At 58.9% G+C, this 21,259-nt stretch carries 21 protein-coding genes and 1 pseudogene; 10 read left to right on the forward strand and 12 right to left on the reverse strand.

All coding sequences use genetic code 11. The features are described from left to right. Window positions 1–375: 375 nt before the first annotated feature. Window positions 376–1,686: a CBS domain-containing protein gene (locus ACOYW2_RS07720; protein WP_482770012.1), complete on the forward strand. Its 1,311-nt coding sequence runs from the start codon at window positions 376–378 to the stop codon at window positions 1,684–1,686. A gap of 1,257 nt (window positions 1,687–2,943) precedes the next feature. Here ACOYW2_RS07720 and ACOYW2_RS07725 read toward each other — a convergent pair. The 10 genes from ACOYW2_RS07725 to ACOYW2_RS07770 form a co-directional block, all read right to left on the reverse strand. Further along, complete coding sequence (locus ACOYW2_RS07725) at window positions 2,944–3,501, reverse strand: cob(I)yrinic acid a,c-diamide adenosyltransferase (protein ID WP_482770013.1); 558 nt, start codon at window positions 3,499–3,501, stop codon at window positions 2,944–2,946. 129 nt (window positions 3,502–3,630) lie between these two features. Continuing rightward, complete coding sequence (locus ACOYW2_RS07730; protein ID WP_482422415.1) at window positions 3,631–4,020, reverse strand: response regulator transcription factor; 390 nt, start codon at window positions 4,018–4,020, stop codon at window positions 3,631–3,633. A 252-nt stretch (window positions 4,021–4,272) separates the two neighbouring features. Beyond that, a complete protein-coding gene (locus ACOYW2_RS07735; RefSeq protein ID WP_482770014.1) occupies window positions 4,273–5,253 on the reverse strand; it encodes a methylenetetrahydrofolate reductase in 981 nt (326 codons plus the stop codon). After that, window positions 5,250–5,918, reverse strand: coding sequence for a methylenetetrahydrofolate reductase C-terminal domain-containing protein (locus ACOYW2_RS07740; RefSeq protein ID WP_482416761.1), 669 nt, complete (start codon window positions 5,916–5,918; stop codon window positions 5,250–5,252). The genes ACOYW2_RS07735 and ACOYW2_RS07740 overlap by 4 nt, the downstream gene beginning before the upstream one ends. Next, a complete protein-coding gene (locus ACOYW2_RS07745) occupies window positions 5,915–6,418 on the reverse strand; it encodes a hydrogenase iron-sulfur subunit (RefSeq protein ID WP_482770015.1) in 504 nt (167 codons plus the stop codon). Before ACOYW2_RS07745 ends, ACOYW2_RS07740 begins: the two co-directional genes overlap by 4 nt. Before the next feature lie 20 nt (window positions 6,419–6,438). Further along, on the reverse strand, window positions 6,439–8,652 hold the full coding sequence (locus ACOYW2_RS07750) for a CoB--CoM heterodisulfide reductase iron-sulfur subunit A family protein (RefSeq protein ID WP_482770016.1): 2,214 nt from the start codon (window positions 8,650–8,652) through the stop codon (window positions 6,439–6,441). Window positions 8,653–8,669: 17 nt separating this feature from the next. Next, window positions 8,670–9,455: a 4Fe-4S dicluster domain-containing protein gene (locus ACOYW2_RS07755; RefSeq protein ID WP_482770017.1), complete on the reverse strand. Its 786-nt coding sequence runs from the start codon at window positions 9,453–9,455 to the stop codon at window positions 8,670–8,672. A gap of 147 nt (window positions 9,456–9,602) precedes the next feature. Next, on the reverse strand, window positions 9,603–10,493 hold the full coding sequence (locus ACOYW2_RS07760; protein WP_482770018.1) for a CoB--CoM heterodisulfide reductase iron-sulfur subunit B family protein: 891 nt from the start codon (window positions 10,491–10,493) through the stop codon (window positions 9,603–9,605). Window positions 10,494–10,568: 75 nt separating this feature from the next. Next, window positions 10,569–10,979 carry a hypothetical protein gene (locus ACOYW2_RS07765; RefSeq protein WP_482422421.1) on the reverse strand — a complete coding sequence of 137 codons (411 nt, stop codon included), beginning with the start codon at window positions 10,977–10,979 and terminating at the stop codon, window positions 10,569–10,571. Further along, entirely contained in the window at window positions 10,901–11,194 is a 294-nt protein-coding gene (locus tag ACOYW2_RS07770) for a hypothetical protein (protein ID WP_482770019.1), read from the reverse strand. The genes ACOYW2_RS07765 and ACOYW2_RS07770 overlap by 79 nt, the downstream gene beginning before the upstream one ends. Window positions 11,195–11,597: 403 nt before the next feature. Between ACOYW2_RS07770 and ACOYW2_RS07775 the strand changes: the two genes are divergently transcribed. The 5 genes and pseudogenes from ACOYW2_RS07775 (at window position 11,598) to ACOYW2_RS07795 (ending at window position 14,325) form a co-directional block, all read left to right on the forward strand. Next, the gene (locus tag ACOYW2_RS07775; RefSeq protein ID WP_482770020.1) at window positions 11,598–11,801 is read left to right on the forward strand and encodes a hypothetical protein; all 204 of its coding nucleotides are present in this window, start codon (window positions 11,598–11,600) and stop codon (window positions 11,799–11,801) included. An 89-nt stretch (window positions 11,802–11,890) separates the two neighbouring features. Beyond that, window positions 11,891–12,085, forward strand: coding sequence for a CooT family nickel-binding protein (locus tag ACOYW2_RS07780; RefSeq protein ID WP_180140876.1), 195 nt, complete (start codon window positions 11,891–11,893; stop codon window positions 12,083–12,085). A gap of 13 nt (window positions 12,086–12,098) precedes the next feature. Continuing rightward, window positions 12,099–12,698 carry a M23 family metallopeptidase gene (locus ACOYW2_RS07785; protein ID WP_482770021.1) on the forward strand — a complete coding sequence of 200 codons (600 nt, stop codon included), beginning with the start codon at window positions 12,099–12,101 and terminating at the stop codon, window positions 12,696–12,698. A gap of 168 nt (window positions 12,699–12,866) precedes the next feature. Next, window positions 12,867–12,950: pseudogene (locus ACOYW2_RS07790) on the forward strand (hypothetical protein); the annotation flags it as partial. 61 nt (window positions 12,951–13,011) lie between these two features. Continuing rightward, window positions 13,012–14,325 carry an ASKHA domain-containing protein gene (locus tag ACOYW2_RS07795; RefSeq protein WP_482770022.1) on the forward strand — a complete coding sequence of 438 codons (1,314 nt, stop codon included), beginning with the start codon at window positions 13,012–13,014 and terminating at the stop codon, window positions 14,323–14,325. 242 nt (window positions 14,326–14,567) lie between these two features. Here the strand turns inward: ACOYW2_RS07795 and ACOYW2_RS07800 are convergent, their stop codons facing one another. Continuing rightward, window positions 14,568–15,368, reverse strand: coding sequence for an enoyl-CoA hydratase/isomerase family protein (locus ACOYW2_RS07800; RefSeq protein WP_482770023.1), 801 nt, complete (start codon window positions 15,366–15,368; stop codon window positions 14,568–14,570). A gap of 64 nt (window positions 15,369–15,432) precedes the next feature. Then, window positions 15,433–15,816: a hypothetical protein gene (locus ACOYW2_RS07805; protein WP_482770024.1), complete on the reverse strand. Its 384-nt coding sequence runs from the start codon at window positions 15,814–15,816 to the stop codon at window positions 15,433–15,435. Window positions 15,817–16,189: 373 nt separating this feature from the next. On the opposite strand from ACOYW2_RS07805, the gene ACOYW2_RS07810 reads away from it, so the two are divergent. From ACOYW2_RS07810 to tssK, 4 genes are all read left to right on the forward strand, one after another. After that, window positions 16,190–17,671: an amidase gene (locus ACOYW2_RS07810; RefSeq protein WP_482770025.1), complete on the forward strand. Its 1,482-nt coding sequence runs from the start codon at window positions 16,190–16,192 to the stop codon at window positions 17,669–17,671. 187 nt (window positions 17,672–17,858) lie between these two features. After that, window positions 17,859–18,152 carry a TIGR03905 family TSCPD domain-containing protein gene (locus ACOYW2_RS07815; protein ID WP_482416751.1) on the forward strand — a complete coding sequence of 98 codons (294 nt, stop codon included), beginning with the start codon at window positions 17,859–17,861 and terminating at the stop codon, window positions 18,150–18,152. 1,130 nt (window positions 18,153–19,282) lie between these two features. After that, a complete protein-coding gene (gene tssJ / locus ACOYW2_RS07820) occupies window positions 19,283–19,828 on the forward strand; it encodes a type VI secretion system lipoprotein TssJ (RefSeq protein WP_180140884.1) in 546 nt (181 codons plus the stop codon). Between the two features lie 2 nt (window positions 19,829–19,830). Continuing rightward, window positions 19,831–21,216 (forward strand): type VI secretion system baseplate subunit TssK, encoded by a 1,386-nt coding sequence (gene tssK, locus ACOYW2_RS07825; RefSeq protein ID WP_482416750.1) that lies wholly within the window; start codon window positions 19,831–19,833, stop codon window positions 21,214–21,216. Window positions 21,217–21,259 lie beyond the last annotated feature (43 nt).

A 21,259-nucleotide genomic window follows, 5' to 3' on the forward strand; every position in this document is an offset into this window, starting at 1 on the left:
ATGCCTCTTTAAACCGAGATTGCTCTGCGGGATAGGATACCTCATGAAAAGTGGGTTGCGTATTTACGCAGTGGGATGAGGGCGGGTGCCGGGCCGGGCGGAATCCATGATCCTTATGGAGGAGCTGTTTCTGCGGGCTTTCCTTTTTTGTGGAGGAAATGTTGGGGCAGGGGTTGAAAAATCCGTGATCCTTTTTACAATATGCTTGATACAGTGGGTATAACTTTCATGGATCCATGGGGGAGGCCGGATGCTCGGCAAGGCCTTGAGGGTGATTCATAAAGGGCTCTGCTGTCGGTACGATATGGACGAAACTTAAAGGAAACCATTCAATCCGACCTCTAAAGACTGGAGAGTTGTGGCACAGGAGATACCATGCAGATCGTGACGACCCACAAGGGGACCGACTTTGACGGGTTGGCCTCCCTTATTGCCGCCACCATGATTTACCCGGATGCGGTTCCGGTTCTTCCCAAAAGCGTCAACGCCAATGTTCGGGCCTTCATGGCCATTCACAAGGATCTGTTCGAGATCCTCCACCCACGGGAGATCAACCTGGATGAGGTGACCCAGCTTATTGTGGTGGACACCAACAGCTGGAAGCGCCTGGACGGGTTTGCCCCTCTGCAGGAGCGGGACGATCTCACCATTCATATCTGGGACCATCACCACGGCGGCGACATCAAGGCCGACATGGTTCGAAACGAGGGATACGGCTCCGCCGTCACCCACCTGATCCTCGAACTGGAAGCCCGACGCATGGTCCTCACCCCCATTTTGGCGACCCTGTTTCTCATCGGCATTTATGAGGACACCGGAAGCCTCACCTATCCTTCCACCACCCCCGAAGACGCCCGGGCTGTTGCCTGGCTCCTGGATCGAAAGGCCGATCTCTCCGTTTTAAGCGGTTTTCTTAAGCAGGTGTACGGTGAAAAACAGAAGTCCGTGCTCTTTGAGATGATGAAGAACCCGGAGAGGCGCAAGGTCAACGGGTACACCCTCTCCTTTGCGGCAGTGCCCATCGAGGGCCATGTGGCCAACCTCTCCGTGGTGGTGAACATGTTCCTGGACCTGGAAAACAGCGACGCGGCCTTCGGCGTCTTCTACGACGGGGAGGGCAGCAAGTGCATGATCATCGGTCGCAGCACGGCCGAGAACCTGGACATGGGAAAACTCATGCGTACCCTGGGGGGCGGCGGCCATCCCGGGGCAGGGGCCGCCCAGTTCAAATCCGATTTCCACAACCCCGATGCCGTTTTTACCATGCTCTGCAACCTCGTGGAGAACGACCAGGTGGCTTCGGTGCAGCTTGGGGATATCATGAGCTTTCCCGTGGTCTCCGTGGAGGCCACCACCCCCATGGAAACCCTGGGCGAGCTCCTTCGGGAACGCGGCTGCACCGGGGTGCCGGTCACCGACAACGGCAGGGGAGAGGTCCCTGGCGGGGTGATCTCCCGGCGCGACTTCAAAAAGATCCGCAAGGAAAAGCAACTCAAATCCCCGGTCAAAGCCTATATGAGCCCTTCCGTGGTAGAGATCGAAGCCGAAAAGAGTCCTCTGGAAGCGGCACGGCTTATGATCAAACACGACATCGGCCGGGTGCCGGTGGTGGAAGACGGCAGGATGATCGGTATTGTCACCCGTACCGACGTGATGCGCTACTACTACGACCTCATCCCCGATTAAGCATTTTCATAAAAAAGCAGGCCAAAACTGATGGGAAAACCCGAAAGCCTTTGGCCTGCTTTTTTACCCTCCGGGGGTGAAAATTCGTCGCGGGGTTGGTGAGTTTGTGCCTTTTCCTCCATCGTATGAATCCCAACCCCCCCCCCCCGTGTCTGCGAAGCGTAGGGTGCGGCCCCCGCACCGCAAACGTAACGCGATGCCACCGCTATCACCACGCCAAAGCCATCTTAAGACGCCGTAACTCATCCGCTTTATTCGGTAATTGGCGGTGCGCACGGCGCACCCTACGGGACACCGGCTTTTTGCCTCCATGGCGAAAACGATTCCCTGTCCACACGGCCCCCCCGATCCCGCCTGAGTTGCGAAGCGTAGGGTGCGGCCCCCGCACCGAAAACTTAACGCGAGACCATCGGCTTTGGCCACAGCCAACGCCATTTTAAGGCGCTGTAACCCATCCGTTTTCTTCGGTAATTGACGGTGCGCGCGGCGCACCCTACGGGACAGCGGCCTTTTGCCGCCATGGCGAAAACGATTCCCTGTCCCCACGGAACTCCCGGTCCCGCTTGGGCTGCGAAGCGTAGGGTGCGGCCCCCGCACCGCAAACGTAACGCGAGGCCATCGGCTCTGGTGACAGCCAACGCCATTCTACGACGCCGTAACTTATTCGTTTTCTGCGGTAATTGGCGGTGCGCACGGCGCACCCAACGAGGTATCGGCTTTTTGCCGCCACGACAAGAAAACGATTCCCTGTCTCCACGGAATCCCCGATTCCGCCTGGGTTGCGAACGTTTCAGGTCGCCCCGCACCGCAACCGTAACGCGAGGCCATCGGCTTTGGCCACAGCCAACACCATTTCAAGACGCCGTAACTCGTCCACTTTCTTTGGTAATTGGCGGTGCGCACGGCGCACCCAACGAGGTATCGGCTTTTTGTTGGTACGACAAGAAAACGATTTCCTGGGACCACGGAACCCCCGGTCCCGCCTGGGTTGCGAAGCGTAGGGTGCGGCCCCCGCACCGCAAACGTAACGCGAGACCATCGGCTTTGGTCTATAGCCAATGTCATTTCAAAGCGCCGTAACTCATTCGCTTTCTTCGGTAATTGACGGTGCGCATGGCGCACCCTACGAGGTATCGGCTTTTTGTTGGTACGACAAGAAAACGATTCCCTGTCCCCACGGACCCCCCGGTCCCGCCTGGGTTGCGAAGCGTAGGGTGCGGCTCCCGCACCGAAAAACGGTACGCAAGGCCAGAGGCTTTAGAAATCAACCCCCGGCTGGGGCTCGATGCCTTTTCTGTAGGCGTGTTTGATTTCGCGGACTTCGCTTGCGGTGTCGGCTCTGTCGATGATTTCGGGGTGGGCGTCCCTGCCGGTGAGGACCAGGTGGAGGGGGGCAGGGCGTTTGTCCAGGAGGGCATGGACCTGATCAAGGTCCACGAGGTTGAGGTGAAGGGCGTTGTTGATTTCATCGAGGATAAGGAGGTCAAAGAGGCCCGAGGCTATTTTGTCGTGGGCCAGGGCCACGGCATCCTGGGCGTTTTTCCGGTGTTCGGCGTGGGAGTAGGGGTTGCCTTCGATGCCGCAGAAGCCTTTGCCGGTGGCGGTAAGCTCCACCAGGCCGCCGAGTTTTTTGACCCCGTCCCACTCTCCAGAGTAGAGATCCCCCTTCATGAATTGGATGATGCAGGTCTTCATGCCGTGGCCTGTGGCCCGCAGGGCCATGCCCATGGCACTGGTGGTCTTGCCTTTGCCGTAGCCGGTGATGACCACCACAAGACCGCATCTCTCCTTGGGTTCGAATGTTCTGATCTCCATGGCAGTGTCCTGATGGCATGCATGACACCCAAAGGGGGTGCATTTTGTGCTTCCCCAGCGGAGATACCCCGGGCAACGCCGTTAACACGATGTCGGCTTGCCCGGGGAATCCGTTTTTGTGGCGATGGATTACATCAGCAGCCGCTTGACGCCTGCAACGATCTCTTCGGTGGAATCGGGGCCCTTGGGAATGTAGTCATCGGCCTCCATGGCCCGCCCGTCGTAATGGGAATAGCGGGTGGATCCCACGTGGTCGGCCACGGCGGTGAGCATGAGGATGGGAATGCCCTCGTACTTTTCGTCGTTTTTCAACTGGTCGCAGACTGCGTAGCCATCCATCTCCGGCATCATGACGTCAAGGACAATGGCATCCGGTGGGTTGGCCTCCACCTTGGCGATGGCCTCGCTGCCGTTGTAGGCCACCTCGGTGAGGAACCCTTCTCTTTCGAGCCTTTTTTTGATGACGAGGGTCATATCGGGTTCGTCATCCACCACAAGAACACGCTTCTTTTCAGTCATGGCAACCTCCTTGATCGGCATGGGTTGATGGCTCAGGTGCGGTCCGGTATCCGTGGTATCCCACCGGGGCCGGTCGCGCCTTTCCGGGCGGTTTCCCGCCCGGCCAGGATGTGGGGTATGGGGGGCAAGGGCAGGCCCTTGCGGTCATGCTCCGGGGTTGTTCGGTCTTGACGTCTGCAGGTGGTTTGGGGCTTCTGTTATGGTACCACAGAGCTGGCTTAATTTCTTGAATGTTCAATCCATATAATCGGGTCAGGGGGCGGCCGCCGATGCGGGCATCGGTGCGGGCTCCTCCAGCTCCGGCCTGGGATAGAGTCCTGCCCGTTTAACAATTTCGGGAACCTTCTCTTCCCATTCGATGGCCATGACGTGGAAGCCACAGACCCCCTCTACCTCCTTGAGGCGCTCAATTGTTTCCAGGCAGATGGCGATGCCTTCGTCGGCCTGTTTCTCTTTGGGGGTGTCGCTCATGCGTTTGACCAGCTCTTCGGGGACGTCGATGCCTGGGACGCGGCTGCGCATGTACTTGGCCATGCCCGCGGTTTTAAAGGGGGTGACCCCTGCAAGGATGTAGGTCTGCTCATGGAGGCCCCGGTCCCGAACTCCTTGCATCCACGCTTCGAATTTATCGACGTTATAGATGCACTGGGTCTGGATGAACTCGGCCCCTGCGGCGATTTTCTTGGCCAGACGGGGGACGCGGATCTCAAAGGGGTCGGCAAAGGGGTTGGCTGCCGCTCCGATGAACATCTCCGGCGGACGGCTGATGGCATCGCCACCGATGAAGGTGCCGTCGTCACGCATCTGCCGGACCACCTGGAGGAGCTGCATGGAGTCCAGGTCGTGAACGTTCTGACCGGTCTTGCAGTCCCCGAAGCTCTGGTGGTCGCCGGTGAGGCAGAGGATGTTGTTGATGTCAAAGGAGGCGGCCCCCAGGATATCGCTTTGCAGGGCGATGCGGTTTTTGTCCCGGGTGACCATCTGGAGAACAGGCTCCAGCCCAGCCTGCTTCAGCCGGATGGAGGCGGCCAGGCTGCAGAGCCGGGTCATGGAGGTCTGATTGTCCGTGACGTTCACCACGTCGACGTAACCTTTGAGCATGGCTCCCTTGGTCTCCAGTACGGCGCCGTCTGTGCCCCTGGGGGGACCGCACTCGGAGGTGACGGCCAGATGACCCTGGGCCAGGACGTGTTCCAGGCGGCTTGCGGTGCGCGGGGTTCGTTTGGGTCTCATTTTTTCAGGTCCTCCTGTTCCAGGGTTCTCGGACCGCCGGCCCGGTCTGTGGACCAGTCCTGGATGGGGGAGAGCTCTTCGTAGCGATCCATCTGGTTCAGCTCCCTGAGGCGGTCCACGATGAGCTGCCAGGCGCACGGGGTGTCCTTGTTGATCTCGCAGCGTCCGTCCACCGATCCGCCGCAGGGGCCGTTCAAGACCCGCTTGGCGCACCTTGAGATGGGGCAGATGCCGCCGGTGCGCCCGAGCACGCAGCTTCCGCAGGCCTGGCAGCGCTCGGAAAAGATCCCTTCGGTCTCCACCCCTCCTAAAAAGGTGGTGTTCAGGGCCGGAAAGACCGGCTTGTCTTTCCAGAAGGCGGCGATGAACTGCACGCCGATGCCGCAGGCCGTGGAGAGCACGGCATCGGTGTCGGCAATGGCTCCCAGCATGGGGGCGAAAAACTCCTCTTCACACTGCCGTTCCACGCCCCCTTCGGTGATCTCCATGGTGACGCCTTCCTTGGTTGCCTTCATGCGGAGCAGGGAGGCGATGATCCCGGCCTCTTTGCTTCCCCCCTCATGGCAGACCGCCACACAGGTGTTGCAGCCCAGCACGAGCAGGCGTTTCTGGTCCTTGACCATCTCCCAGATCTCTTCCAACGGTTTCTGCTGTCCGACGATCATCGCTTGTCTCCTTGATGGGGTTCTCCGAAGGGCGACGGCCCGAGTTCTCGCACGGTTTCCGTAAATTCACGGCAGATCTCCGCCCACCTCGGTCCCATGGCAGCAGAGAGGTTGAACATTTCCAGGCGCTCCGGCTCCAGGCCCACCTGGGCGATGAGACCCTTGAGACGGGTGACGCGTTTGGCAGCGTTTGTATTTCCTTCCAGGAAATGGCATTGGCCCTGGAGTCAACCCGCCACGAAGATGCCGTCAAACCCCCGTTCAAAGGCCTGGAGAACGTAGCCGTGGTCCAGCTTGCCCGTGCAGGGAAGCCGGATGGTTTTGACGTTGGTGGGGTAGGAGAGACGCATTACTCCGGCCAGGTCGGCCGCTGCAAAGGCACAGTAGTGACAGGCAAAGGCAAGGATCTTGGGCTGCCATGCCGGTGCCGTGCCGTGCGCTTCGGTCTCCATGTTTGTTACCGAATCTGCCATGGGGCCTCCATGTGTTTGAATATCCATTGGAAACGGGTTGCTACTTATTACTGCTCGCCATTGGCCACTTTCCCCGGCGCCGCCGCCTCGATCATGGCCGCGATCTGATCGTCTTTAAAGCTGTTGACCTGGAAAGCCTTGGCCGGGCAGACCCCGGCGCAGATGCCGCAGCCCACGCACTTGACCTCGTTGTGGCTCACCTTGCCGTCGGTGTCGATGAAGGGGGCGCCATAGGGGCAGTTGCGGACGCACGCCAGGCAGCTCATGCAGAGGTCCCGGTTGTGCTTGGCCACGGCCCCGGAGACGGCCAGCTCTTTTTTGGAAAGGAGCACCCCTGCCCGGCCTGCGGCGGAGAGGGCCTGGCTGATGGTTTCATCGATGTTTTTCGGGGCGTGGGCCAGGCCTGCCACGTAGTAGCCTTCGCTGGGAAAGTCCACGGGCCTGAGTTTGACGTGGGCTTCCAGGAGAAAGCCGTCGCTGTTGGTGGTGAGTTTGTACCTTTCGGCCATCTCCCCGGTGGCGGGGTGAGGGTTCAGCCCTGCAGCCAGCACAAGGCGCTGAACCACGAAGCGGATGGGGAACCCGGCCATCTCGTCGTTGAGGCGGACCTCGATGCCGTCGGTTGACGGGGTGAGTTCCGGCATGTTGTCCAGGCTGTAGCGCACGAAAAGGACCCCTAAGTCCCTGGCCTCGGCGTAGAGCATCTCCCGCATGCCGTAGGTGCGCATTTCGCGGTAGAGGATGGTGACGTTGGCCTTGGGGTTGGCTTTTTTGATGGCCACGGCGTGTTTGACGGACTCCTGGCAGCAGATGCGGGAACAGTAGTTGCGGGGCTCGCACCGGGACTCTGCGCACTGGATAAACAGAACGTGCTCCCGGTCCTTTGGCGGGGCCTGCTCAAGGGAGGCCTCAAGGTCCCGCAGGATCATGACCCGGCGGTCTTCTCCGTAGAGAAAGGAGGTGGGCTCGTGCCAGGTGCCGCCGGTGGCCATGATCACGGCGCCGTGCTCTACGGTGGCCCCGTCGGTGAGGGTGGTGGTGAAGTTGCCCACGTAGCCTTCGCTGGTCTCCACTTCGGCTGCGGCGTGAACGGTAATCCGCTCATGGGTTGCCACGCGCTCCAGGCTTTGCCTGAGGCACTGGGCCACATCGCCTCCGTCCCAGCTTGTGGAGACCCCGGCCAGGAGCCCGCCGGGCTGGGTCTCTTTTTCCACCAGGTCCACCCCGTACCCCTGATCGGCAAGGGAGAGGGCGCAGGTGAGCCCTGCGATGCCGCCGCCCACTATAAGGGCCCGGGGGGTGACCGGCACGGTGGCCGTGGCCACGGGCATGAGGCGCAAGGCCTTTTCAATGCTCATGGAGACGAGCTCTTTGGCTTTTTGGGTGGCCTCTTCCCCTTGCCCCATGTGGCACCAGGAACACTGCTCCCGGATGTCGGCCAGTTCAAAGAGGTAGGGGTTGAGCCCTGCGGCCCGGATGGTCTCCCGGAAGAGGGGCTCGTGGGTGCGGGGGGTGCAGGAGGCCACCACAACACGGTTGAGGCCTTTGTCGGTGATGCGTTGCCGGATGATCTCCTGGCTGTCCTGGGCGCAGGCGTAGACCAGGTCCTCGGCGTGGACAACGCCTTCAATGCCCGAGGCGATCTCGGCCACGGATTTGACGTCCACGGTCTGGGCGATGTTGACCCCGCAGTGGCAGACAAAGACACCGGCGCGGGGCTCGTCCTCTGCGGTTACGGTTTCCGGGGGGAGGGTGCGCGTGGTGATCTCCGTGCCCCTGGCCTCGCTGAGAAGGGCCATGGTTGCCCCTGCCACGGCGCTGCCCTGAGCCACGGTTTCCGGGATGTCCTTGGGGCCTTGATAGCAGCCGGTGACGTACACCCCGGGCCGTGAGGAGGCCACGGGAGAAAAGGGCCCGGTTTTGGGGAACAGGTGGGCGTCGGTGTCAATGCCAAAGGTTTCGGCAAAGTCCGCGGCATCTTTTCTGGGCTGAAGGCCCACGGAGAGGACCACCATGTCGAAGGACTCGGAGACCAGGGAGCCGTCCGGGCGCTCGTAGCGCAGGGTGAGGTTGCCGTCTTCGGCCGTTTCCCGCACGTCGGAGATCATGGCCCGGATGTAGCGCACCCCGTAGTCGGTTTTGGCTCGTTCGATGTAGCGGTCGAAGTCTTTGCCGTGGGCCCGCATGTCCATGTAGAAGATGGTTGGCTCCACCGCGCTGTCGTGCTCCTTGGCGATGACCGCCTGCTTGGTGGTGTACATGCAGCAGACAGACGGAACTAGTTATGGGGATCCCGGGAGCCCACGCAGTGGAGCCAGGCGATTTTTTTCGGGTGGGTGCCGTCGGCGGGCCGGGTGATGTGGCCCTGGAAAGGTCCGGAAGCCGAGAGAATGCGTTCGAACTGCAGGGAGGTGACCACATTGGGCCACCTGCCGTAGCCCAGCTCCTGATGGATGGTGGGGTCGTGGCGGTCCAAGCCCGGGGAAAGGATCACGGCCCCTGCTCTCAGGGTGAACTCCTTGTCCGTGTCGTCAAAGCGGATGGCCCCGGCCGTGCAGACTTTTTCACAGGCCCGGCATTTGCCCTTGGTGAGGTAGATGCACTGGGAGGCGTCAATGACCCGGGTGGAGGGAACGGCTTGGGAGAAGAGGGCATGGATGGCCTTGCGGGGGGCCAGGTTCTGCTCGAATTCCGATGGGACCTTTTTGGGGCATTTCTCTTCACAGCTTCCGCACCCCGTGCACTTGTCGGGGTCGACGTACAGGGCCTTCTGGTGAATGACGGCGGTGAAGTCTCCAGGGGTGCCGTCGATCCTCGCCACCTCGGATAGGGGGTGGATCTCGATGTTGGGATGACGGCCCACCTCCACCATTTTGGGGGAGATCATGCACATGGAGCAGTCCCCGGTGGGGAAGGTTTTGTCCAGCATGACCATGGTGCCGCCGATGGAGGATTCCCGCTGGATCATGTGGACCTTGAAACCGCTGTCGGCCAGGTCAAGGGCCGCCTGCATGCCGCCGATGCCCCCGCCCACCACCAGTACGGAGCCGCTTGTGTTCGTCATGGATGCCTCCCTGTCATGGGGAACCCGGTGTGTGTGAGGTCAGGTGCCGGGTCCGTGCGAAGTCTGAAGGTGTTGTTGTCGAAGTCCTTCGAGTGGTCGTGTTCCGGAGCCGCGTAGAAGGCATGTCCTGCTTCGGATGTTGAGGTGTCAGGCCGTTCGGGTCTCTTTCAGGATGCCGGTTTCCTTGATCAGGCCGGTGACGTCGATGAAGTGCTGTTTCATGTTGAGGGAGTCCATGGGGAGCCCCAGTGCCAGCCCGGCGAGTTCGGTGATGAAGTAGACGGGCAGCCTTTCGTAGATGCCGTGGGCATTGCAGAATCGCTCTTGGTAGGCGTCCAGGTTGAGCTGGCACATGGGGCAGGTGGTGACGATGCAGTTGGCCTTGCGGGCCAGGGCGTCCCGCATGATCTTTGCCATGAGGGTCATGGCCGTGTCCGGGTCGTTGATGGCGGCGGACGCCCCGCAGCAGGCGGTTTTGTAGCTCCAGTCCATGGTCTCCCCGCCGAAGAATTCCACCAGGGTTTCCATCCCCCTGGGATTCTCCACATCATCGGAGACGGGCACGTCGTAGGCAAAACGTGTCATGCAGCCGTAGTAGCAGGCCGCCTTGATGCCGTTTAAGGGGTGGACCACCTGTTCTTTGACCCCGGGCTTTGCCGTGGCCTTGAGCAGGACATCCAGAATGGTGAGCAGCTTGAGGGAGCCGTCTACCTTGCTGGTGAGCTCCCGGTTGATCTCCGAGAGCAGGGCGGGGTTCTCCTTTAACCGGACCTGGCTCATGAGCAGGCTGGAGTAACAGCCTGAACAGGGGACCACCATCTCGTCGAAGCCCGAGGCTTCGGCAATGCCCAGGTTTCGGGCGGGAAGGGCCACGGCGAGGAAATCATCGAACTTGCCTGCGGAGGTTGCCCCGCAGCAGCTCCAGTCGGAGATCTCGGTGAGTTCGATGCCCAGGGTGGAGAAGACAAGGCGCGTCTGGTGGTCGTAGAACTGCGACGACTGGTGCAGGGAACATCCGGGGTAGTAAGCCAGCTCCATGGGGTCCTCCGGTTGAAGGTTGTTGGATATCCGTGCCGGGTGGGTATCCCGGGCCGCCCGAAATGGCTTCTGCCATTACCGGGGCTGCGGGGTGCTTCTGCTCTTTTTTTTCTTTTCCATGGCTTGTTTATAAAAGGAACGGACTTCGTTGCGGCCTTTTGCCGTCTGGAGCTTGAGGTGGAGACGGCGCTGCTTCAGCATGGCACCCATGAGGAGGGTCTGCTGGCGAATCTCTTTCCACACGGCACCGAACTTGAAGCTGACGAGGTTCTTGGCCATGTGTTTCATTTCGTAGGATCCCATGAACTGGACTTCATTGACCCGTCCCCACCGTGTGCATCCGGTGACGAAGGAGTCGTGGAAGTAGGCGATGGTGGGGCTCATGGGGACCAGGTTGTCTTCGCGGCTCATTTTCTTGAGGGTTTCGGTGACCCGCCCACCCTGGATGTCGTTGGGGCAGCGGGTGCCGCAGGTGTAGCAGCGCATTGCCAGACCAGGGCATTTTCAAGGGCGGCTTTGCGGTTGCCCGTGATCACCATGCGGATAAGTCGGTCCGGGGTGAAGCCGATCTCTTCACCCACAGTGCACCCGGATGCGCAGCGTCGGCACTGATAGCAGGCAAAAATATTCTGGTTGGAGCGTTCCATCACCTCAACGGCGAATTGCCGTGCCTTTTCCGGGTCGTAGGTCCATTCATCCATGAATGCCTCCTTGGATGGGCGGCCAGCGTGGGTTGGTATTCCTGAAATCAGGCGAAAGAACCACCTGGGTCATGGGCCGTGTGCGTTGGTATGGTGTGGGTGTGTTGCATTACCCGGGGCGTCGAGCGGCCGTTTGAAGAAGAGGTGCGTCAAACTCTGCTCAGGAGGTGTTCGAGGTGAGATGCATTGGAAGATTGTGAATCATGTTCTTTGCTACAAACAGTAATGTAATAACATGAGGAAGTCAAATATTTTTTGAATGATTATTCCTTGAAAGGTAAAACTATATTGATGAGTTCATTCCGGTTCGATGCTATCGTCCGGTGTGGACGGGGGCATCGACAACTTGGGATTTCGGGCTCATTTTCTTGAAATCACACAGTCCTTGGGGTAGAGTGACGTCATGAGTGCAACCGCGGATCACGACGAGAGACGGTGTGCCCGCCACCCTGAGCGGGAAGGGCGCTATTACTGCAGCAAGTACGGTCGCTATCTTTGCGATGAGTGTGCTACCTGTGCGGACCCGAAGCTTTATTGCAAGTTCCGGACCCAGTGCATCATCTGGGAGCTGGATCGTTACGGAGGGTCGGGGAGCGTTGCGCGGTAAATCCCGGAGGCTTTAAAAAACGGCCTTCCTTGCGTTTCAGCCCGTCTTTTCGGCCCTGCCCATTGAACATACCTGAAAGGAGCAATACCATGTGCGAATCCAATGTGTACCTGAAGCACGGTGATCAGGAAGAGCTGGTCATGGAGAACGTGGCCGCCATCACGCCGGCCGACAACGGGGTGTACGTGCTCCGCGGCCTCCTGGGTGAGGTCAAGGAGGTCAAAGGGGTCCTTGCGGACATCAATCTCATGGCCCATCGCATCGTCTTTACGCATGCTTCCTGAGCAGGTTGCGTGCATGCCCCCGTGCCGTTACCTCAAGGGCCTTGCCGGAGCCAACGGCCTGGGGCAGGTTCGGTTTGCCGCCCATGAGGCGATGCTCTTCGGGACACGGAAGAGCTGGTGGGGCAGCGGTAAAGCGCGGCCCTTTCCCCATGAAGGGGTGGATTTGTGCCGTTACTATTCCGAAGGCGGAGAGCCCCGGACCCTGGGCCCGGGGGCTTGTGTCCCGGCAGCCTTTGACGGAGAAGTCTGGGAGGTCTCCGACGACGATTTTATCGGGACCTCCCTTTTTGTACGCCACGAGGGGCCCAAAGGCCCTTTTTTTACCGCTTATGCCCATGTGACCCCGAGAAAGGGCCTGGCCCGGGGCGATATGCTTGGGCGGGGAGAGCCCCTCGCCTCGCTGGCAGATCCTTTACGGCGGCATCTTCGTATAGCCTGCCATCTCCATTTTTCACTGATGACTTTTTCGGACGGGCTTTCCCGTAAGGCCCTGCGCTGGGCCACCATGGGAGCAGAAGGGGCGGTGTGCTTCCACGATCCGGCGCCTTTGCTGGGGGCGGATCTCCTCCTGTGCCGGGAGGCCGGAAACGCCTCCTTTTGGGCGTCGGGATAAGTCTTTTTGCTTTATGACGACGTTGATTCACCACACCGATGAGAGACGTCCCATGGGGACGAAAACCATTTAACCGGGGTTGACCAGATGACACGACACGACCATGGGTTGGGGTGGGTGAGGCCGGTTCGACTTTCCATGCCTTCCCTTTCAGATAACAGCGCGGATATGGACCGGTTGCTTCGGGCGCTCTCCGTCACGGGCAATCGCCCGGCGGTGGACTTTTCTCTTTTTCAACGGGTGAGTCGCCTGTTGAGGAAATGGGACTTTTCCGCGAGGTGCGTTCTGTTTCAGGGGGGCGGGCGACTTCTGGTTGCCTGGACGTCTGAGCCCCCGGGGAGAGACCCGGGCCCTGGGTGTGGCCGTGGACCTGGGAACCACCCGCATCGTCATGCGCCTTGTGGATCTGGAGAGCCGGGAAACGCTTTCCGAGACGGTGATGGACAATCCCCAGGTCAGCCTGGGCAGCGATATCCTGACCCGGATTCACCATGCGGCCACGGACGAAGGGGCCGAAGAGTTGAAAACCCTGGTATGCAGAGGCGTGGACGACGGTTTGGAGACCCTCTGTCTCCAGGCCGGGGTCTCGGTGCAGGAGGTTTACATCGTGGCGGTTTCGGGGAATACCGCCATGACTCATCTGTTTATGGGGCTCCCTGCAGAGCATATCATCCGCGAACCCTACATTCCGGTGACCAACACCCCGGGGACCCACAGGGCGTCTCTGTTCCTGAAGCATACCAACCCGGAGGGGCGCGTCTTTTTCTTCCCCAACATCGGCAGCTATTTTGGGGGCGATTTGATCTCCGGGATCCTTTTTTCCGGTATTCACCGGCAAAAGGAGACCTCGCTCCTTGTGGATGTGGGGACCAACGCCGAAGTGGTTCTGGGCAACTGGGACTGGCTGGTGGGGTGTGCCGGGGCTGCCGGTCCTGCCCTTGAGGGGGGGGTCTCTTCCATGGGCATGACCGCCGGGGACGGGGTCATCGATCGGGTGCGCAGGAAGGGCGACGATTTTACCGTGGGCACCATCGGCGACCTGCCGCCGTTGGGGGTGTGCGGGTCGGGGTTTATCGATCTGGCGGCCGTCCTTTTTTTAACGGGCATGATCGATGCCAAGGGAAAGCTCGTGGAGTCCGCCTGCAAGGATCGGTACACCATGGAACACGGCCTGCCCGCCCTCATTGTTGTGGCGGAGGATATGTCGGGAACCGGTAGCGCCATTACCGTTTCCCAGGCCAGCCTGGACAGCCTGATCCGCTCCAAGGCGGCCATGTACACCATCCTGGAGACCATTGTCATGAAGGTGGGGGTGGGGTTCGGAGATCTGGAAAAAATCCATGTGGCCGGGACCTTCGGGGCCTACATCGATCCCGAATCCGCCATCTCCATCGGCATGATCCCGGACCTTGACCGTAACCGGTATGAAAAGATCGGGAACAGCTCCCTGGAGGGGGCGACCCTGATGCTCTACGGGGATCGCTACATGGACGAGGCCGATGCCATAAGGGACCGGATCACCTACGTGGAACTCAACGTCGACCAGGATTTCATGATTCGTTTCAGCGGGGCCAAGTTCATCCCTCACACCGACCCGGATCTTTTTCCCACGGTGACGAAGACATAAGGGGGAGCCGTCCAAAGCATGCCTCTGGCGGCCAGCTGGGAGCAACGTGACGCTATGGAAAAGACCTCGAATGTTGGTTACCGCCGGGCCTTAACCCTTATGGTTAAAGCCCGGCGGTATTTTTTCGTTCGAGTCCTGAAAACACTGTGCATATCGTGCCTGTAAGGGTATGCTCCCTTAGCCCTTAGCCCTTAGCCCTTAGCCCTTAGCCCTTAGCCCTTAGCCCTTAGCCCTCAGCCCCTTCAATATCTCAACCCAAACCGGTCCAACGCCCCGGAAAGTTCTTGCTTGAAGGCGTCGGAGCGGACAATGCGGCGCAGCTCGATGCTCTCCACCTCAAGGACCCTGTGCAGGTCTTCCTGGGAGAGGTTCAGGAGCTTTTTCACACCAAAGAGAGTTTCGGCCGGGACCTCGGCAATGGATCGTGCCATGTTCACCGTTTCCTGTTCCAGGCGATCGGGGGGAACAATGCGATCCACGATTTTGATGCCCAGGGCCTCCTTGGCGGTGATGTCGTCTTTTCTCAAGAGAAACTTTGAGGCTGCGGCGGAGCCGATCATGCGGGGGAGGAAATAGGCGAGGCCCCCTTTGGGGACCAGTCCGATGTTGTGGTAGGGGTTCTGGTAGACGCTTCCCGTGGCGAGGATGCGGTAGTCGCATGCCAGGGCCATGCTGAGAAAGATGGTGTCGATCTGGCCGCGATCGGCGTGGATGACGTATTTGTTGACGGTGGCAAGCTTGAGGATAAATTGATTCAGGGCGCAGTAGAGGCGCTCCAGCTTGTCGTAACTCATGCTGCCGCAGGCCACCTTCCGGTAGAAATCAATGTATTCGTCTCTTCCTTTTTTCCCCTTGGCACCCATGAGGATAATCACTTTGACCGACGCGTCGGATGTAAAGCGTTTGAAGTAGTCGAACATCAGCTCTTTGATGTCAATCTCGCTGATGGTGTTCACCAGGTCGTTCTTCAGTTGCAACAGCACAATGGCGCCTGATCGGTAACATGAAAAAATCGGTGTGTCGCCGCTGCGGTTTTCAAACATGGCTGCCTCCGATGGTTGACCAGGGGTTGTAAGGACTGGAATCATTTTTTGCACCTCATCATCGTCAATCATTGCAGAAGGTGTCTACATACTCTCGGGCCTCGCGTATGGCCTCTTCTGCGGCCTCTCCCCTCATGCTTTCCATCTTTCCCGTCTCCGGGTTGTAGGTCATGACGCCCTGTTTCAGGTAATCATCGATCATTTTTTTGTACCGCGCGCATGTGGGGTTGTCGTCGGTTGTGGCCGAAATCGGTACTGAGGCGTTAGGGTCGTCGGCGTTTTTCTTAAAAGCGTTGATTTTTTCCAGCAGGGTGACGGGGTCGGTCTGCAGGGCGCTTTGGGAGACGCACACACCTTCAAGGAGAACATAGGCGGCGTCACAGGTGCCTTCCACCGGCATTTTCATGGCGGCCTCGTCCGATGCCATGGACGGGGAGGGCAATAACACCAAAGCCGCCAGGAGGAAGCATGCGAGTCCGGGTAGATTGAGTCGTGATGTCATGGGGGGGTCTCATCTGTTTTGTCCCCGGGTGAAAAAACGGGGATGCGGTTGGGGTATGTCTGATGGTGATCTGTTTGGTTCATACAATCAGCATGTTGCCGAGGCTCGGAGGAACGCTGATGTATCGACCTGAATGTGGCCGGTACCCATCCTATGGACGAGTATTACTTGATAAGATCATAGTTTATGTAGTAAATCAAGTTTATTCGATGGCTTGACTTACAATTCGGCCACCACGGTCCGATTTCCGACAGCAGAACCGTTTTTTCCTGTTGGTTCGGGCGCAAGACCATCATAACCCCGAGACTGGAGTTGCCCCATGTTGAACGAATACACCCGATACGATGGCCTGGGCCTTGCGGAGCTTGTACGGAAAGGTGACGTCCACCCACGCGAACTTCTGGAAAGTGCCATTTCAAGGGCGGAGCGGATAAACCCGGAGCTGAACGCCATCGTTCACACCTTTTGTGAGCGGGCCAGGGCCCAGGCAGCGGGGACCCTGCCCGACGGCCCCTTTACGGGCGTGCCTTTTCTTTTCAAGGATCTCATGGACAATTATGAAGGAGAGCCCCTGTGCAAGGGAAGCCGGGGAATCCGTGCCGTCCCCGGGGAGAACAGTGAGCTGGTCAATCGGTTCATGGCCGCCGGGGTGGTGCCCTTCGGAAAGACCAACACCCCGGAGTTCGGCCTCACCATTACCACGGAGCCCAAGTCTTCGGGGCCTGCCCACAATCCATGGAAACGGGGCATCAGTACCGGGGGGTCGTCCGGCGGGTCGGCGGCTGCGGTGGCCGCAGGGATTGTGCCCATGGCGTCGGCCAACGACGGCGGGGGGTCCATCCGGTTTCCCTCGGCTTGTTGCGGTGTCTTTGGCCTGAAGCCCTCCCGGGGTCTGAATCCCCTGGGGCCGGAATCGGGCGAGGCCTGGGACGGTGCCGTGGCAGGGCATGTCATCACCCGGAGCGTTCGGGACAGTGCTGCCATGCTTGATGCCACGGCCGGACCGGAGGTGGGAGCCCCCTACCGGGTTGCCCGTGGGCATGGAACCTACCTTGACGCCTGCCAGGTCGATCCGGGGCCGCTGAACATTGCCTTTTCCAGCCGCCCCCTGACCGACGCCACCCTGCACCCGGAGGCGCTGCGGGGTCTGGAAGCCACCGTCAAGCATCTGGAAGGCCTCGGCCACCGGGTGGAAGAGGCCGATCCCCCCATCAACACCGACGCGTTGTGGCGTGACTTTTTTATGGTGGTCTGTGCACACGTGGCAGCGGAGGTGGCCTTTACCGGAAAAGAGTACGGAAAAAAGGCTGTTGCTGCCCTGGAGTCTTCCACCCTCAACATGGCCATGATCGGCCGGTCTTTTTCCGCCTGCGATCTGGTGATGGCAAAAAAAGGGTGGCACGAGGTGCAACTTGCCATGGGGCGGTTCCTCACACGGCACGACCTGTTTCTCACTCCCACCCTCATCGGCCCTCCCGATCCCCTCGGGGTGCTGCCGCCCACAAAATTTGAGGACCTTCTGTTGAAAATGGGCAGTCCCGTCAAAACGGGGCGCCTGCTCATGAAGCTGGGGCTTGTGAAGCACTTTGCCGGACCCACGTTGAGTCGTATGGCTTTTACGGTTCTTGGAAATATCTCCGGCCTTCCCAGCGTTTCCGTTCCCCTGCATTGGACCGAGGGAGGGCTGCCCCTGGGCATGCTCTTTACCGGGCGGATGTGCGATGAGGTGACCTTGTTCAGGCTGGCCGGGCAGCTTGAGCGGGCTTTTCCCTGGGCAGACCGATACCACGCTCTGGACTGACGGAGGCTGCGTCGGTGACGTGTGCTGTGATGCAAAAAAACGCCTGCCCGTGCGTAACGGGCTTTTCATGGGACGCGGAGCGGTGTATGGTCATTTTCGTTTTTTATTGTTTGTGTCTTTATAAGGAACGCCGAACCCCATGGGCTTGATCTGCGTTCTGGAAAAAAAATTCGGAGATGGATGTATCATGTACACGTACGTGCCCTCGGGCGTCTGCGCCAAAAAAATAGATTTTGATATCAAGAACAACGCCATTGAAAATCTCGTGTTTACCGGAGGGTGTCCTGGAAATCTCCTGGGGATCGGGCGCCTTGTGGAAGGCATGTCCGTGGATGAGGTGATTGCCCGTCTGAAGGGGATTACCTGCGGGAAAAAGGCCACCTCGTGCCCGGATCAGCTTGCCCTGGCCCTTGAAGAGTGGAAAGCGGGAAGGCTTGAGGCGGATAGTCTGTCGGCCTTCCTGAAGATCGTGGCGAGCTGACGGTCGCCTTCATAAGGTTTTTGGATACGAAACAACAGGTGTTTTACGAACAGGCCATGATCTGGTGAGATCATGGCCTGTTTTCGTTTATGGCGATATGGATTTGATATTATCGAACTGCTTTCGATCGCTACGATCTATGTTCTAGAGTTTTTTCGCATGAGCCATTAATAAAGGCGATGTGTCCTGCGTTTTGAGTGTTTTTTATCTATGGGTCGAGTTGCAGTGGCAATATCCCAAATACTTTCCATGTGGCTGCTGTTTGACGGGCGCGTGGGCGTTTGCGATCCTCCTGTGATTGACTGCGTTTGTATGTAATACCCTGTAATATCGAAGATTGATGTGTCTGGTTTTGAGGCTGTGAACGACGTGATGTATGATTGGGTTTTATTTTATTCTACTTTGAGAGTAATTATTTGTTGAATAATGATGTAAAGTGTCATATGAAAATTATTCACACACGATGAAGAGTTAATCTCTGTGCGATATGATTTTAAAATATAGTAAAATTAAAACAGTTTTTACTTAAAAATATAACTGAAGTAACGGCTGGGCATGTATTGAAATAGACATGCACCGACATGATGGGGCAGAAGCACCCACTATTGGCGACAGATGAGTGTCGCCATCACCAAAGAGGCGGCGGTCGGCACCGTTCGTAAGATCTCAAAAGCCTGGCGCTTGTTTTGTGCGGTCCGGCAAAGGGAGCACCGAGGACGCCTCCCCATTGCCCTTGAGCTGACTGATGCCTTTGATGCCGCTTTCTTCCTTCACACTTCCGGTGATGCACTTCCGGCTGACAAGCGGAGCCCACGGTGATGGGCTTCGACGGGGAGCCATGGTGCCTCCGGATGACCCATGACCATTCGTACCCTCCAGTCATGCATTTCAAGGCCACGCAGCGAATTACCCCGGTCTTTATTAAGGGGCCTGGCCTGAAAAGATAAACAGACAATCGATTGTTTCGGCCGACCCGACCGGTTCCCGGGCCTTGCCTCCGTGGTGTCCCCGGCAGCCTCGCCACACGAGAGACGAGCCTGCGATGAACCGCGACAGGCCGAGTTGCGATACCCTGGGATATCCCTGCCTTTTTTTGATGTGTGAACCCTATCTGGTTAAGGAGTTAGGAAGTGAAAAAGACTTTTTTTGTCGTGCTGTCCCTTTTGGCCTGGTCCGTATGCGGGTGCGGATTTTCTCCCGTATCACCACCGGAGTGGAAACTTGAACAAGAAGGTATCGTCCTTCACTTCGAAGCAGACAACCAGCTCAACCAACGGCATGGGAAAGCCTACACCCTGTACGTTGTCCTCTACCAGCTCAACGACCCCAACTCCTTCAACCAGCTCTGCCAGGATGAAGACGGGCTCGCCAAGTTGTTGGAGTGCAAGGTGTACGACGAGAGCGTGACCTCCGTAAAGAGTATCTATATCTACCCGGGGAGTGACGTGACCCATCGGATGGAGCGCGCGGAAGGAACGCGATACCTGGGGATTGTGGCGGGATACGGCATGTTGACCCAGGAGCGCATGGTTCGGTTGCTTGAGATCCCCGTGTTTATTGAGCGAGAGAGTGCGCTCAGCTTTAACAAGAAACTGGTTCCAGGGAAGTTGCAGGCGGATTTCGTGCTGGGCCCCGATCAGATTGTCGACGTCGGCGCAGAGGCAGAGGAAGAATAGGCATGGAAAAACCACTTTTCTGGCACCAGGGGCTTTTTCTCCAGCCGCAGCACCTGCAATTGAACCACAGCTATCACGAATCCGCGTTGACGCCCTACAATCGGCACATCCAACCCCATCTCACAGGGGTGGGGAATGTCTCCATCCGAAGTTCCGCCGTGTCCGGCTCGTCCATCCATATCGACGCCGGAGCATTCTGGTTCCGGGATGGCACCTACGCCGTCATCGGGGAAAACGCCCTCATGGAGCCGAGGCGGTTCCAGGAGTCCTGGGTGGACGGCGGCAAGCCCCTGACGGTGTATGTGGGCGTTCGCAAGATGAACCGGTACCAGGGCAACGTCACCACCCTGGGGCCCGGCGTGCTTCCCGCTGAGGTCACCACCCGCTACCTGGCCCGCGAGGAGCCCGAAAATGTGAGGGACCTGCACCAGGACGGCCCGCCTGCCCAGCTGAAAACCCTGACCCTGCTGCTCAAGGTTTTTTTCCACTCCGAGCTGGACCAGCTGGGGGGCTACGAGTTGATTCCCATCGCCATGCTGGAGAGAAACGGCGACGACATCGTGCTGTCCACCCGATTTATTCCCCCTGTTTACGCCTTGAGCGGGTCCAGGGTGCTCTGGGGCCTGGTCCAGGATGTCTACGACCAGCTGTCTTACAAAGGGCACGAGCTGGAGAGCTACAAGAAAAAACGGGGCGTCCACAACGCGGAGTTCGGCTCCCGGGACATGGTGTTCCTCCTGGCCCTGAGAACCCTCAATCGCTATATCCCCAAAATTGCACACCTCATCGAACACAAAGAAGCCCACCCGTGGGACCTGTACGTGGTGCTGAGACAGGCCATCGGAGAGCTCTCCTCTTTTTCTGAGCGCATCAATGTCCTGGGCCAGAGTGAAGAGGGGGGGGCGGGGCTTCCGGCTTACGACCACGACAACCTGTGGCACTGCTACTCCCAGGCCGGGATGATCCTTTCCGCCCTGCTGGATGAGATCACCTCCGGTCCCGAGTACATTATCGAGTTCCAGCGGGAAGACCCTTACCTCAATGCCGTGCTGCTGCCTCCCCATCTGGAGGCCAACAGCCAGTACTACCTCGTGGTGACGGGGCCCGAGGAGCAGGACCATATCCTCGAAGCGGTCAAGATCGGGGTCAAGCTGGGGTCCAAGGCCTCGGTGCCTGCGTTTGTGGAGCGGTCTTTGCCGGGCATCGGCCTGGAGCATCTCGCGTCTCCCCCACAGGAACTCCCGCGGCGCGGCAATTCGTCCTACTTTCGCATCGACAGCCAGGACGATCGCTGGCATCGCGTGGAACGTGAAAAGCACATCTCCCTTTACTGGGAAGGGCTTGCTTCGGATATGAAGGTGGAGATCATGATTGTCAGGAGGAAATAGCATGCATTTGAGCGACTGTTTTATCCCGTTGATGGCCTGTGTG

It is taken from the genome of Desulfoluna sp. CLI2B, assembly GCF_056847375.1.

Coding starts and splice junctions, on each gene's coding strand:
- ACOYW2_RS07720 (WP_482770012.1), top strand. CDS start 376: ATGCAGATCGTGACGACCCACAAGGGGACCGACTTTGACGGGTTGGCC.
- ACOYW2_RS07725 (WP_482770013.1), bottom strand. CDS start 3,501: ATGGAGATCAGAACATTCGAACCCAAGGAGAGATGCGGTCTTGTGGTG.
- ACOYW2_RS07730 (WP_482422415.1), bottom strand. CDS start 4,020: ATGACTGAAAAGAAGCGTGTTCTTGTGGTGGATGACGAACCCGATATG.
- ACOYW2_RS07735 (WP_482770014.1), bottom strand. CDS start 5,253: ATGAGACCCAAACGAACCCCGCGCACCGCAAGCCGCCTGGAACACGTC.
- ACOYW2_RS07740 (WP_482416761.1), bottom strand. CDS start 5,918: ATGATCGTCGGACAGCAGAAACCGTTGGAAGAGATCTGGGAGATGGTC.
- ACOYW2_RS07750 (WP_482770016.1), bottom strand. CDS start 8,652: ATGTACACCACCAAGCAGGCGGTCATCGCCAAGGAGCACGACAGCGCG.
- ACOYW2_RS07755 (WP_482770017.1), bottom strand. CDS start 9,455: ATGACGAACACAAGCGGCTCCGTACTGGTGGTGGGCGGGGGCATCGGC.
- ACOYW2_RS07760 (WP_482770018.1), bottom strand. CDS start 10,493: ATGGAGCTGGCTTACTACCCCGGATGTTCCCTGCACCAGTCGTCGCAG.
- ACOYW2_RS07765 (WP_482422421.1), bottom strand. CDS start 10,979: ATGCGCTGCTACACCTGCGGCACCCGCTGCCCCAACGACATCCAGGGT.
- ACOYW2_RS07770 (WP_482770019.1), bottom strand. CDS start 11,194: ATGGATGAATGGACCTACGACCCGGAAAAGGCACGGCAATTCGCCGTT.
- ACOYW2_RS07775 (WP_482770020.1), top strand. CDS start 11,598: ATGAGTGCAACCGCGGATCACGACGAGAGACGGTGTGCCCGCCACCCT.
- ACOYW2_RS07780 (WP_180140876.1), top strand. CDS start 11,891: ATGTGCGAATCCAATGTGTACCTGAAGCACGGTGATCAGGAAGAGCTG.
- ACOYW2_RS07785 (WP_482770021.1), top strand. CDS start 12,099: ATGCCCCCGTGCCGTTACCTCAAGGGCCTTGCCGGAGCCAACGGCCTG.
- ACOYW2_RS07800 (WP_482770023.1), bottom strand. CDS start 15,368: ATGTTTGAAAACCGCAGCGGCGACACACCGATTTTTTCATGTTACCGA.
- ACOYW2_RS07810 (WP_482770025.1), top strand. CDS start 16,190: ATGTTGAACGAATACACCCGATACGATGGCCTGGGCCTTGCGGAGCTT.
- ACOYW2_RS07815 (WP_482416751.1), top strand. CDS start 17,859: ATGTACACGTACGTGCCCTCGGGCGTCTGCGCCAAAAAAATAGATTTT.
- tssK (WP_482416750.1), top strand. CDS start 19,831: ATGGAAAAACCACTTTTCTGGCACCAGGGGCTTTTTCTCCAGCCGCAG.